The sequence below is a fragment of the Puerhibacterium puerhi genome (genome assembly GCF_009846865.1).
Taxonomy (GTDB): Bacteria; Actinomycetota; Actinomycetes; order Actinomycetales; family Cellulomonadaceae; genus Puerhibacterium; species Puerhibacterium puerhi.
This window is the reverse complement of sequence record NZ_WUWN01000002.1, coordinates 112355-125027: the sequence shown is the minus strand read 5'-3', so window position 1 is coordinate 125027 and position 12673 is coordinate 112355. Positions and strand designations below refer to the sequence as shown.

Sequence of the window (12673 nt, the reverse complement as noted above, 5' to 3'; positions counted from 1 at the left end):
GGCGGTGGCGGTGCGGGTGCGGCAACGGCACCGACAGCACGCCACGAGTCGCACGGCACGTCCTTCCAGGATGGTGGGGCCCGCGCGCACACGCCGGGCGGGGGCGACGGTGCGCCCGCGGGCGCCGAGCCGTCAGGAGAAACGATAGCCCACGTCTCTGGGTTCGATAGACGTCACCTCGGAATCGGGGCGGTATCCCCCGTCACAGCGCCCCCGCGCGGGTGGCCGCCCGCGGGCCGGGACCGGGTGCTTCCGCGGCGCCGGCATCTGGGAGAATGGGCGACCATGAGCGACTTCCCGACGAACGCCGCCGCGCCGGCCCCCGGCGCCGGCGCGGAGCAGACCTCCCCCGCTGCGACCACCCCCGGCACCTCGGTAGCCGGCGACGTCGTCCGCGCGGTGGTCCGGGAGGTACCGGACAAGGTCAGCCTCGACGGGCTCGAGGCCAAGCTCGACGCCCGCTGGGCCGCCGAGGGCACGTTCGCGTTCGACCGCACCGCGACGCGCGAGCAGGTGTACTCGATCGACACCCCGCCGCCCACGGCGTCGGGCTCGCTGCACGTGGGCCACGTGTTCAGCTACACGCACACCGACGTCGTCGCGCGCTTCCAGCGCATGCGCGGGCGCGAGGTGTTCTACCCGATGGGCTGGGACGACAACGGCCTGCCCACCGAGCGCCGCGTGCAGAACTACTACGGCGTGCGCGTGGACCTGTCGCTGCCCTACGACCCGGACTTCGTGCCGCCGCACGAGGGCACCGAGGGCAAGGCGGTCAAGGCCGCCGACCAGGTGCCGGTCAGCCGCCGCAACTTCGTCGAGCTGTGCGAGCGCCTCACCGCCCAGGACGAGAAGCAGTTCGAGGAGCTGTGGCGCCGCCTGGGCCTGTCCGTGGACTGGGCGCAGACCTACCAGACCATCGACGTCAACTCCCGCGCCACGGCGCAGAAGGCGTTCCTGCGCAACCTCGCCCGCGGCGAGGCCTACCAGGCCGAGGCCCCGGGCCTGTGGGACGTCACGTTCCAGACCGCCGTCGCGCAGGCCGAGCTCGAGGCCCGCGACTACCCCGGCTTCTTCCACAAGGTCGCCTTCCACCGCCCCGACGGCGAGCAGGTGGTCATCGAGACCACCCGCCCCGAGCTGATCCCCGCCGTCGTGGCGCTCATCGCGCACCCCGACGACGAGCGCTACCAGCCGCTGTTCGGCACCACGGTGACCTCGCCGCTGTTCGGCGTGGAGATCCCGGTGCTCGCGCACCCGGCCGCCGAGCCCGACAAGGGCGCCGGCATCGCGATGTGCTGCACCTTCGGCGACCTCACCGACGTGCAGTGGTGGCGCGAGCTGCAGCTGCCCACCCGCTCGATCATCCAGCGCGACGGGCGCCTGTCGCGCGAGACGCCCGAGTGGATCGCCGGCGGCCCCGGCGAGGCCCTGTACGCCGAGTCCCTCGCGGGCAAGACGACGTTCAGCGCCCGCACCGCCGTCGTCGACGCGCTGCGCGAGTCCGGCGACCTGGTCGACGAGCCCACGCCCACCCAGCGCAAGACGAACTTCTTCGAGAAGGGCGACAAGCCGCTCGAGATCGTCACCAGCCGCCAGTGGTACATCCGCAACGGCGGGCGCGAGATGCCCGGGCGAGACCTCAAGGCCGAGCTGCTGCAGCGCGGCAAGGAGCTGGACTTCCACCCCGACTTCATGCGGGTGCGCTACGAGAACTGGGTCAACGGCCTCAACGGCGACTGGCTCATCTCCCGCCAGCGCTTCTTCGGCGTGGCGATCCCGCTGTGGTACCCGGTGCTGGAGTCGGGCGAGGTCGACTACGCCCACCCGATCGTGCCGTCGGAGGCCTCGCTGCCGGTGGACCCGACGTCGCAGGCCCCCGAGGGCTACGACGAGTCGCAGCGCGGCCAGGCCGGCGGGTTCGTCGGCGACGCGGACGTCATGGACACCTGGGCGACGTCGTCGCTCTCCCCGCTCATCGTCTCGGGCTGGGACCGCGACGAGGACCTGTTCTCCCGCGTCTACCCGATGGACCTGCGCCCGCAGGGCCAGGACATCATCCGCACCTGGCTGTTCTCCTCGGTGGTGCGCTCGCACCTCGAGCTGGACACGCTGCCCTGGGCCAACGCCGCCATCAGCGGCTGGATCCTGGACCCCGACCGCAAGAAGATGTCGAAGTCCAAGGGCAACGTGGTCACGCCGATGGGGCTGCTGGAGACGCACGGGTCGGACGCCGTGCGGTACTGGGCGGCCTCGGCCCGCCTGGGCACCGACGCGGCCTTCGACGAGGGCCAGATGAAGATCGGCCGCCGCCTGGCGATCAAGGTGCTCAACGCCTCGAAGTTCGCGCTGTCCTTCGGCGTGGACCCGGACTCGGGCACCGGCGAGATCGTGCTCGACCCCGCGCGGGTCACCGTGGCGCTCGACCGGGCGATGCTCGCCGGCCTGGCCGGCGTCGTCGACGCCGCGACCGAGGCGCTGGCGGCGTACGACCACACCCGGGCCCTCGAGCTCACCGAGACGTTCTTCTGGACGTTCTGCGACGACTACCTCGAGCTGGTCAAGGACCGCGCGTACGGGGCGGGGCTCTCGGCGGCCGAGGTCTCGGCCGAGACCGAGTCGGCGCGCACCGCGCTCGCGATCGCGCTCGACGTGATGCTCCGCCTGCTGGCGCCGTTCATCCCGTTCGCCACCGAGGAGGTCTGGTCCTGGTGGCGCGAGGGCTCGGTGCACCGCGCCCCGTGGCCGACGTCGGACGCCCTGCGCGCCGCCGCGGGCGACGCCGACCCGGCGCAGCTCGGCGCTGCGGGCAACGCCCTGGCGGCGCTGCGCAAGATCAAGTCGGAGGCCAAGGTCTCGATGCGGACGCCGATCCTCGGCGCGACGCTGGCCGTACCGGCCGCCGCGCTGCCGGGTGTGGCGTCGGCGATCGACGACGTCAAGGGCGCCGGCCGCGTCGAGGGCGAACTGGAGCTCGTCGAGGCGGCCGAGGGCCAGGGCGACGCCGACGTCCAGGGCGGCATCGTCGTCGTGGCCAGCGAGCTGGGCGAGCCGCCGGCCAAGCAGCCGCGCGCCTGACCCTCCCGCCGGCCTTCTCGCCGGTCTTCTCGCCGAGATAGAGAGGCCCCGCGCCGAGATAGAGAGCTCCCCACTCTATCTCGGCGCGGGGCCTCTCTTTCTCGGCGCGGGGCCTCTCTATCTCGGCGGGGGTCAGCGCTCCTGGAGCCGGACGCCGTCGCCGCTCATCGACGCCGCCACCTCGTGCGGGGTGGAGTCGTCGACCCAGCGCAGCGTCGCTCCCACCCCGTCGCGCAGCTCCACGGAGCCCACCGGGGCGAACGTGAGGCCGGCGTCCTGGCCGACCGCTGCGCGGACCATCGCCACCGCCGCCGGGAGCTCCTCGAAGCCGTCGGTCACGCCGGCGTCGCGCAGGTCGTCCTGGGACAGCGCGATGTGCAGCGGGTCCGGCCCGACCCACAGGCACCGCCCGCCGAGCGGGCCGCCGCCGTCGGAGCCCGGGGCCAGCGCCGGGTCGTAGACGACGTCCTCGCTCAGCACCAGGTCCTTGACCTGCCCGCGCGCCAGGACCGCCACGACGTCCGCCACGCTGGTCACCGCGGCCTGCTCGCGCCCCTGCTCCTGGCGCAGCTCGGACAGCACCACCTCGCGGCGCCGCTCGCGGTAGGAGTCGAGCGCGTCCTCGAGGTTCTGCACGAACACGTCCTCGCGCACGCCGGCGTTGCGCCCGCCGCCCTGCACCTCGACGGTGATCTCGCTGACCGGGCGGCTCAGGGCCGTCTTGGTCATGTTCACCGTGCGCACGTCGCCCGTGAGCACCACGAGCTCCGGCCGCTCCTCGGCGACCACCCTCTCGATCTCGCGCGCGACCGCCGCGCCGTTGCGCTCCCAGGAGTCGAGCGCCCGCGCCTCCACCGTCGCGGTGCTGCCGCGGTCGGAGTTGTTGCCGTGCGAGGAGCCGCCCTGCGCCGCCATCGTGATGTCGTCGTGCGGCATCTCGAACGTCCGCGGCTCCTCCCAGCCGCGCTGGCCCAGGAGCATCAGGTCGGCGCCCGTCCGGTCGACGGCCACCTTGAGCACGTCGACCGACTCCTCGCCGGCCAGCGCCGCCTGGAGCAGGGCCGGCACGTGGTTCCAGACGCCGGCGGAGACCGCCGGCGGCGTCCGGAACGGCTTGTCGACGAGCACACCTGACTCGTCGGCGATGATCACCCGCCCGTGGGCGCCGTGCTTGCGCGTCCGCTTGAGCGCCGCGTCCTCGACGGCGTCGAGCACGGTCTCCGGCGCTCCCTGGTCCGCGAGCGTCCTGCGGACGCCGTTCCACCGGGTCACGACGTCCTTGTCGGCCGCGTCGGCCGAGCGGGTGGCGTCCAGGTAGACGGTGGCGAACGGGCCGGGGCGTCCGACGAGCGGCTTGATCCAGTCGATCTTCATAGCAGTTCTCACACCTCGCTGGGGTCGGGTCCCCCCAGCCTGCGACGCCCCGGAGGGCGTCGCCACCGCGCGGGACGGACCGGGCGTCCTCGCCCCGAGGTCAGACGGGTGTCACTGCGTGCGGGGGCTGCCTAACCCCTTCATGAGTAGGTGTCGAGCGGCGGGACGTCGCCCTGCCGCCGGCCCTCGGCGTACTCCTCGGCGATGAGCTCGTGGTGGCGGATCACCTCGGCCACGATGAACGCGCGGAACGCCTCGGCGAACTGCGGGTCGAGGCCGGCCTCGGTCGCGATGCCGGTGAGGCGCTGGATCTGCTGCTCCTCGCGCTTCGGGTCGGCCGGCGGCAGGTTGCCGACGGCCTTGAGCTGGCCCACCCGCCGGGTCATCTTGAAGCGCTCGGCCAGCAGGTGGACGAGCGCCGCGTCGATGTTGTCGATGCTGCTGCGCAGCTCGAGGATCTCGCCCGGCATGTCGGATTCGGCCATGCCCCGATCCTACGGTCCCGGCCCGGTCCCCCAGCCCGCGTCCGCCGGCCCCGGCGCCCCGGCCCGTCACGCGCCGTGTAAGGTCGACAGCCGGTCGACGAAGGATGGAACGCCCCGCATGATCACCGCCACGACGCCGGCACTGTTCGAGGTGCCCGAGACGACGAGCATCAGCACCCTGCTGGTGGACCGCGTCGCCCGCGCGGGCGACGCGACGCTCGCCGAGCGCCGCGAGACCTCCGGCGGACCGTGGCTCCCGGTGACGGCGCGGCAGTTCGAGGACGACGTGCTTTCCGTGGCCCGCGGCCTGGTGGCGCGCGGCATCCGCCCCGGCGACCGGGTCGCCATCATGTCCCGCACGCGCTACGAGTGGACGCTGCTCGACTACGCCGTCTGGGCGGTCGGCGGCGTGCCGGTGCCCGTCTACGAGACGTCCTCGGCGGACCAGGTGCACTGGATCCTGTCCGACGCCGGCGTGCGCCTCGCGTTCGTCGAGACCGAGGAGCACGCCGCGACGCTGGACACGATCCGCGACCGGCTGCCGGAGCTCGAGAGCGTGCTCGTGCTCGACGGCGGCGCCCTGGGCATGCTGCGCGTGCTCGGCCAGGACGTGCCGGTCGAGGACGTGCGCGCCCGGCGCGACGCCGTCCGCCGCGACGACCTGGCGACCATCATCTACACGTCGGGCTCGACCGGCCGCCCCAAGGGCGCGGAGCTCACGCACGGCAACTTCGCGCACCTGGCGATGAACGCACGCCTGGCGCTGCCCGAGGTGCTGGAGCGCGACGGCGCCCGCACGCTGCTGTTCCTGCCGCTGGCGCACGTGTTCGCCCGGCTCATCCAGGTGGCCGTCGTGGCCTCGAACGCGGTGCTGGGCCACGCCCCGGACGTCAGGAACCTGGTGGTCGACCTCGGCTCCTTCCACCCGACCTTCCTGCTCGCGGTGCCGCGGGTGTTCGAGAAGGTCTACAACAGCGCAGCCCAGCAGGCCGCCGCCTCGCCGCTCAAGCGGCGCATCTTCGCCTGGGCCACCCGCACGTCGGAGGCCGCTTCGCGGGCGCTCGACGCCGGCGGGCCGTCGCCGCTGCTGCGCGCGCAGCACGCCGTGGCCGACCGTCTGGTGCTCGCCCGGCTGCGCGCCGCGATGGGCGGCGCCGTCGAGTACGCCGTCTCCGGCGGGGCGCCGCTCGGCGAGCGGCTCGGCCACTTCTTCCGCGGTGTCGGGGTCACGGTCCTGGAGGGCTACGGCCTCACCGAGACGACGGCGCCGACCGCGGTCAACCTGCCCGCCTCCGTCGCGATCGGCACCGTCGGGCCCGCGTTCCCGGGCACCTCGATCCGCATCGCCGACGACGGCGAGATCCTGCTCGCCGGCCCGCACATCTTCCGCGCGTACCGCAACCAGCCGGAGCTCACGGCCGAGGCGCTGGTGAACGGCTGGTTCCGCACCGGCGATCTCGGCTCCCTCGACGCCCAGGGCCGCCTGCGCATCACCGGCCGCAAGAAGGAGATCATCGTGACGGCCGGCGGCAAGAACGTCGCCCCCGCCGTGCTCGAGGACCGCCTGCGCGGGCACCCGCTGGTCTCGCAGGTGGTCGTCGTCGGCGACCAGCGCCCGTTCATCGCTGCCCTGGTCACGCTCGACCCCGAGATGCTGCCCGGCTGGCTGGCCACGCACGGGCTGCCGGAGATGTCGGTGGCCGAGGCGCGCCAGGACCCGACGGTGCTGGAGCACCTCGAGCGCGCCGTGGGCCGCGCCAACGAGGCCGTCTCCCGCGCCGAGTCGATCCGCAAGATCCACGTGCTCGAGGACGACTTCACCGAGGCGAACGGCTACCTGACGCCGTCTCTCAAGGTGAAGCGCCCGCTGGTGCTGCGCGACTTCGCCGACGTCATCGACGCCATCTACGCGGCCCCGAGGCCCGAGCCCGCTCCCCCGGCGGCCTGACCCGGCGGCCTGACCGCCGGCTCCGGCGTCGCTGCTCTCTGACCGCCAGCTCCGGCGTCGCTGCTCTCTGACCGCTGAGGTCGGCACTTCGTCGTGAGCTCGGCACCTCGAGGTGCCGAGCTCACGACAAGCTGCCGAGCTCCTGGAGCCGCGGCAAGCGACGGCGCGCCCGGCGCGACCCGCCGACGCCGGTCGACCCGCGGACGACGAAGGGCCCGCACGCTCTCCGCGTGCGGGCCCTTCGTCGTGCCGGAGTAGAGGCTCAGGCGCTCTTCTCGCGCGGCGTGCGGCCGCGCACCGGGTTGGCCCGGGGCACCAGGGTCGGGTTGACGTTCTCCAGCACCACCTCGCGCGAGATCACCACGCGCTCGACGTCGTCGCGGCTGGGCACGTCGAACATGACCTGCTGCAGCACCTCTTCCATGATCGCGCGCAGGCCGCGGGCGCCGGTGCCGCGCAGCAGCGCCTGCTCGGCGATCGCGTCGACGGCGTCCGGCTCGAACTCCAGCTCCACGCCGTCGATCTGGAACATGCGCTGGTACTGCTTCACCAGGGCGTTGCGCGGCTCGGTGAGGATGCGCACCAGGGCGTCGCGGTCGAGCGGCGAGACCGACGCGATGACCGGCAGGCGGCCGATGAACTCCGGGATGAGGCCGTACTTCTGCAGGTCCTCGGGGCGCACCTCGGCAAACAGGTCCTCGTCGGCGCCGGTCTCCATGGGGGCGGCGAAGCCGATGCCGCGCTTGCGGGCGCGGGAGGCGACGATGTCGTCCAGGCCGGCGAAGGCGCCGGCCACGATGAACAGCACGTTCGTCGTGTCGATCTGGATGAACTCCTGGTGCGGGTGCTTGCGGCCCCCCTGCGGCGGCACCGAGGCCGTGGTGCCCTCGATGATCTTCAGCAGCGCCTGCTGCACGCCCTCGCCGGAGACGTCGCGCGTGATCGACGGGTTGTCGGCCTTGCGGGCCACCTTGTCGACCTCGTCGATGTAGATGATGCCGGTCTCGGCCTTCTTGACGTCGTAGTCCGCGGCCTGGATGAGCTTGAGCAGGATGTTCTCGACGTCCTCGCCCACGTAGCCGGCCTCGGTCAGGGCCGTGGCGTCAGCGATGGCGAACGGGACGTTGAGCATCTTGGCCAGCGTCTGCGCGAGGTACGTCTTGCCCGTGCCCGTGGGGCCGATGAGCAGGATGTTCGACTTCGCGATCTCGACGCCGTCCTCGGCGTCCCGGCCCGCCTCGGCGGCCTGGATGCGCTTGTAGTGGTTGTACACCGCCACGGCCAGGGCCCGCTTCGCGCTCTCCTGGCCGATGATGTACTGCTCGAGGAAGTCGAAGATCTCCCGAGGCTTCGGCAGCTCGGTCAGGCCGAGCTCGGCGGCCTCGTTGAGCTCCTCCTCGATGATCTCGTTGCACAGGTCGATGCACTCGTCGCAGATGTAGACGCCCGGGCCCGCGATGAGCTTCTTGACCTGCTTCTGCGACTTCCCGCAGAACGAGCACTTGAGCAGGTCAGCCCCGTCACCGATCCGTGCCACCAGGCGTCTCCTTCACTTCGAGGGGTCCTGCACGTCCTTCGTTCCATTCCACACCACGCGCCCCGCGCATGTCAGCCGGGCGCTCCGGTGCGTCGTCGAACGGTATCGCCAGCCACCCACAGGCGGTCACCCGCCGTCGGGCCGGTGGCGACGGCCGCGCCCGGCGGCGGGCCACCCGGGGGGTGACGACGCCGCCGGGCGCCGGCGGTCAGCGCGCGGCGATGACCGGCGCCTTGCGCGACTCCAGCACCTGGTCCACCAGGCCGTAGTCCTTGGCCTGCTGGGCGGTGAGGATCTTGTCGCGCTCGATGTCCTCGCGGACCTGGTCGATCTCGCGGCCCGAGTGGTGCGCCAGCGTGCTCTCGAGCCACTCGCGCATGCGGATCAGCTCGTTGGCGTGGATCTCGATGTCCGAGGCCTGCGCGTACGCGCCGCCCTCGATCGCGGGCTGGTGGATCAGCACGCGGGCGTTGGGCAGGGCGAGGCGCTTGCCCTCCTGGCCGGCGGCCAGGAGCACCGCCGCGGCCGAGGCCGCCTGGCCCAGGCACACGGTCTGGATCTGCGGACGGATGTACTGCATCGTGTCGTACAGCGCCGTCATCGCGGTGAACGAGCCGCCCGGGCTGTTGATGTAGATGACGATGTCGCGGTCGGGGTCCTGGGACTCCAGCACCAGCAGCTGCGCCATGATGTCGTCGGCCGAGGCGTCGTCCACCTGCACGCCGAGGAAGATGATGCGGTCCTCGAAGAGCTTGGTGTACGGGTCCTGGCGCTTGAAGCCGTAGGCGGTGCGCTCCTCGAACTGCGGCAGCACGTAGCGGCTGCTCGGGGCGCCGTACGGCAGGCCGATCCCGCCCGGTCGGGCGAAGTCGCCGGCGAGGCGGCCGGCGGTCGCCGCGAACTGCTCAGGGCTCATGTGGCTCACGGGGGTTCTCCTTCGCGTTGGTCCGTGCGGCGTCAGGACTGGTTGTTCATGCCGCCGCCGCCCGAGACCGAGGCGACGTTCTCGACCACGTGGTCGATGAAGCCGTACTCGAGCGCCTCCGAGGCGGTGAACCACTTGTCGCGGTCGTTGTCCTTGAGGACCTTCTCCAGCGGCTGGCCGGTCTGCTCGGCGGTCAGCTCGGAGAGGACCTGCTTCATGTGCATGATCAGCTGGGCGTTGATCCGCACGTCGGTGGCGGTGCCGCCGATGCCGCCCGAGGGCTGGTGCATCATCACGCGGGCGTGGGGCGTGGCGTAGCGCTTGCCCTTGGCGCCCGAGGAGAGCAGGAACTGGCCCATCGAGGCCGCCATGCCCATCGCCACGGTCGCGACGTCGGGCTTGACGAACTGCATCGTGTCGTAGATCGCCATGCCGGCGGTGATCGAGCCGCCCGGGCTGTTGATGTACAGCCAGATGTCCTTGTCCGGGTCCTCGGCGGCGAGCAGCATCATCTGCGCGCAGATCGCGTTCGCGTTCTCGTCGCGCACCTCCGAACCGAGCCAGATGATGCGCTCCCGCAGGAGCCGGTTGTAGATGGAGTCGTTGAGGCCGAGGCTGGCACCGTCGGCACGTCCGACGGGGCCCGTGCCGTCCATCCGCAGCAGGTCGTTCACGTCCGTACTCCTTACGTTCGTCGTCGCCTGACCCTAACGCGCGGGTCGCGGCCGAACGTCCCTGGCCGGGCCGGGTTTCGCTCACGGCGCATGGCGGGCCGACGACGGCCGGGAAGCCGGCCCGCGCGCGACGTCGCGGCGGGCGGCGGAGCGCACCCGAGGAGACGACGACGGCCCGCACCGCCGGGCGGTGCGGGCCGTCGTCGGACGACGCGGACCCCGAGGGGTCCGGGCGGGTCAGGCCTCGGTGGTCTCCTCGGCGTCCGCCTTCTTCGTGGTCTTGCGGGCGGCCGGCTTCTTGGCGGGCTTCTCGTCAGCCGCCTTCTCCTCGGTCGCCTTCTTGGCCGGAGCCTTCTTCGCGGCGGCCTTCTTGGCCGGCTTCTTCTCCTCGGCCGGGGCCTCCTCGGCGGGGGCCTCGGCGGGCGAGTCCGCCGACTCGGCCGACTCCGCGCTCTCGGCGGACTCAGCGCTCTCGGCGCTCTCGGCCGACTCCTCGGCGGCCGGGGCCTCGGCCGCGTCCTCCTCGTCCGTGCCGATGAACTCGGTCAGGTCGACGACGTTGCCGTCGGCGTCCTTGACCTCGATCGAGCGCAGCGCCACGGCCAGCGCCTTGGAGCGCGCGACCTCGCCGACCATGGCCGGGATCTGGCCGCCCTGGTCGAGAGTGGAGATGAACTGCTGCGGGTCCATGCCGTACTGGCGCGAGGCCTGGACGAGGTACTCGACGAGCTCCTCCTGGCCGACCTTGACCTTCAGCTGCTCGGCGAGGGTGTCGAGCAGGATCTGGTTCTTCAGCGCCTGGGTGGCGTCCTCGGTGACCTCGGCACGGTGCTTGTCGTCGTCGAGGCGGTTCTCGGACTCGAGGTGACGGTGCACCTCGGCCTCGACGGCGCCCTGCGGCACCGGGATCTCGACGGCGGCGAGCAGCTTCTCGAGGAGCTGGTCGCGGGCGGTGACGGCCTGGTTCGACTTCTTGATCGAGGCGACCTGCTCGCGCAGGTCGGCGGTGAGCTCCTCGAGCGTGTCGAACTCCGAGGCGAGCTGGGCGAAGTCGTCGTCGGCCTCGGGCAGGTCGCGCTGCTTGACGGTCGAGGCGGTGACGGTGACGTCGGCCTCCTCGCCCTCGTGCTCGCCACCGGCCAGCTTGGCCTTGAACGTGGTGGTCTCGCCCGCGGACAGGCCGGTGAGCGCCTCGTCCAGGCCCTCGAGCATGTTGCCCGAGCCGATCTGGTACGAGATGCCCGACACGGAGTCGACCTCCTCGTCACCGATGACGGCCTTGAGGTCGATGACGACGTAGTCGCCCTCGGCGGCCGGGCGGTCCACGCCGACCAGCGTGCCGAAGCGCTCGCGCAGGGCGTCGAGGCGCTCGGTGACGTCCTCGTCGGTGACCTCGGTCGAGTCGACGGTGATGTCGAGGCCGTCCAGGGCGGGCAGCTCGATCTCGGGGCGGACCTCAACCTCGGCGGCGAACTTCAGCTGGCCCTCGCCGGCCTTGGCGGGGATCTCGGTGACCTCGACGGACGGCTGGCCGAGCGGGCGCAGCTTCTGCTCCGAGGCTGCCTGGCCGTAGAAGCCGGACAGCGCGTCGTTGACCGCGTGCTCGACGACGGCGCCCCAGCCCACGCGCTGGTCGATGATGCGCGGGGGGACCTTGCCCTTGCGGAAGCCGGGGATCGTCACCTGCTCCGCGATGTGCTTGTAGGCGTGGTCGATGCTCGGCTTGAGCTCGTCGTAGTCCACCTCGACGGTCAGCTTGACCTTGGTGGGCTCCAGGGTCTCGACGGCGCTCTTCACTTCGATGGTCTCCAACTGTGATCGGGTGCGTGCGCGCGCGTCGGGTCTCGAGAGGCGTGCGGTGCCTGCCGTTAGCGGCGCGGGGTGCGCGCCCGTACGACGGGCGTACGGGCAACCCGTCCATCCTACGGCACCGCGGCCGGCGGCACCCGTGCGCCGGCCCCGCCCCTCGGCGCCGTCGGACCACGTCGGCGCACGCGGACGGGTGGCGACGCGGCGCCGGCCCCGCGTGCGGCCGGGCGACCGCCGGGTTACGACGGAGTCATGGCTTCTCCCATCCTGGCCGCGGTCTCGGCGGCCGAGCTCGTCAGCAGCGTCGTGGGTATGAGCCGCTCGCTGCGGCACGGCCTGCCGCCCAGGCTCGCCGGCGTCGCCCCGCCGGCCGAGAACCACACCCTCAACGCGCTGGTCCTCGGCACCGCCCAGTCGCCGCCGGTGTGGCTGATGGCGGTGCAGGGCTGGGCGACGTTCCAGGTCGCGCGGGCCAACGACCCCGTGGCGCAGAACGTGCTGCGCGGGATCGGGGCGGGCATGGCCGTCGGCCACCTGATCGCCACCGACTCCCCGGTGTGGAAGGGCCGGCACAGCCCGATGTCGACGCCGCTGTACGTGCTCGGGCTGGCCGGCGCCGTCGGCATGGCGGTGCTGGCGCGGCCGGGCGCCGCGCGGGTGCGCGACGAGGGGCTGCGCGGCTGGCCGGACGCCAGCGCCACGGGCGACCGGATCTGAGGGCGCGCCGGGTCGGCCGTGCCCACCCGGCGCGGACCGGGGCGGCTCCCCTGGCGAGCACCCGAGCGAGGTGCGTACGGTCGCAGCACGGCTGGGAGACGGCACGCCGGCACGGGGTCCTCGTGCGCA

9 protein-coding genes are annotated in these 12673 nt (G+C 72.6%); 3 read left to right on the top strand and 6 right to left on the bottom strand.

Translation table 11 applies throughout. The annotated features are described in order from the left end of the window. Positions 1-285: 285 nt before the first annotated feature. On the top strand, positions 286-3075 hold the full coding sequence (gene valS, locus GSF02_RS02310) for a valine--tRNA ligase (RefSeq protein ID WP_159792320.1): 2790 nt from the start codon (positions 286-288) through the stop codon (positions 3073-3075). 132 nt (positions 3076-3207) lie between these two features. On the opposite strand, the gene GSF02_RS02305 is transcribed toward valS, so the two are convergent. Together GSF02_RS02305 and GSF02_RS02300 are read right to left on the bottom strand one after the other, a co-directional pair. Then, positions 3208-4449: a baeRF2 domain-containing protein gene (locus GSF02_RS02305; protein ID WP_159792318.1), complete on the bottom strand. Its 1242-nt coding sequence runs from the start codon at positions 4447-4449 to the stop codon at positions 3208-3210. A gap of 140 nt (positions 4450-4589) precedes the next feature. Continuing rightward, on the bottom strand, positions 4590-4934 hold the full coding sequence (locus tag GSF02_RS02300) for a chorismate mutase (protein WP_159792316.1): 345 nt from the start codon (positions 4932-4934) through the stop codon (positions 4590-4592). A gap of 118 nt (positions 4935-5052) precedes the next feature. Between GSF02_RS02300 and GSF02_RS02295 the strand changes: the two genes are divergently transcribed. Continuing rightward, on the top strand, positions 5053-6882 hold the full coding sequence (locus GSF02_RS02295) for an AMP-dependent synthetase/ligase (RefSeq protein ID WP_159792314.1): 1830 nt from the start codon (positions 5053-5055) through the stop codon (positions 6880-6882). Positions 6883-7144: 262 nt separating this feature from the next. Here the strand turns inward: GSF02_RS02295 and clpX are convergent, their stop codons facing one another. The 4 genes from clpX to tig all read right to left on the bottom strand — a co-directional run bounded on the left by clpX (position 7145) and on the right by tig (position 11815). Beyond that, entirely contained in the window at positions 7145-8419 is a 1275-nt protein-coding gene (clpX, locus tag GSF02_RS02290) for an ATP-dependent Clp protease ATP-binding subunit ClpX (protein ID WP_159792312.1), read from the bottom strand. Between the two features lie 208 nt (positions 8420-8627). Continuing rightward, a complete protein-coding gene (locus tag GSF02_RS02285; protein WP_159792492.1) occupies positions 8628-9335 on the bottom strand; it encodes an ATP-dependent Clp protease proteolytic subunit in 708 nt (235 codons plus the stop codon). A 41-nt stretch (positions 9336-9376) separates the two neighbouring features. Then, positions 9377-10000, bottom strand: coding sequence for an ATP-dependent Clp protease proteolytic subunit (locus tag GSF02_RS02280; protein WP_159792490.1), 624 nt, complete (start codon positions 9998-10000; stop codon positions 9377-9379). Positions 10001-10255: 255 nt separating this feature from the next. Continuing rightward, positions 10256-11815, bottom strand: coding sequence for a trigger factor (tig, locus tag GSF02_RS02275; RefSeq protein ID WP_159792488.1), 1560 nt, complete (start codon positions 11813-11815; stop codon positions 10256-10258). Between the two features lie 264 nt (positions 11816-12079). Here tig and GSF02_RS02270 point away from each other — a divergent pair, with 264 nt between their 5' ends. Next, the gene (locus tag GSF02_RS02270) at positions 12080-12544 is read left to right on the top strand and encodes a hypothetical protein (RefSeq protein ID WP_159792311.1); all 465 of its coding nucleotides are present in this window, start codon (positions 12080-12082) and stop codon (positions 12542-12544) included. Positions 12545-12673 lie beyond the last annotated feature (129 nt).

Coding starts and splice junctions, on each gene's coding strand:
- valS (WP_159792320.1), top strand. CDS start 286: ATGAGCGACTTCCCGACGAACGCCGCCGCGCCGGCCCCCGGCGCCGGC.
- GSF02_RS02285 (WP_159792492.1), bottom strand. CDS start 9,335: ATGAGCCCTGAGCAGTTCGCGGCGACCGCCGGCCGCCTCGCCGGCGAC.
- GSF02_RS02305 (WP_159792318.1), bottom strand. CDS start 4,449: ATGAAGATCGACTGGATCAAGCCGCTCGTCGGACGCCCCGGCCCGTTC.
- GSF02_RS02300 (WP_159792316.1), bottom strand. CDS start 4,934: ATGGCCGAATCCGACATGCCGGGCGAGATCCTCGAGCTGCGCAGCAGC.
- GSF02_RS02295 (WP_159792314.1), top strand. CDS start 5,053: ATGATCACCGCCACGACGCCGGCACTGTTCGAGGTGCCCGAGACGACG.
- GSF02_RS02280 (WP_159792490.1), bottom strand. CDS start 10,000: ATGGACGGCACGGGCCCCGTCGGACGTGCCGACGGTGCCAGCCTCGGC.
- GSF02_RS02270 (WP_159792311.1), top strand. CDS start 12,080: ATGGCTTCTCCCATCCTGGCCGCGGTCTCGGCGGCCGAGCTCGTCAGC.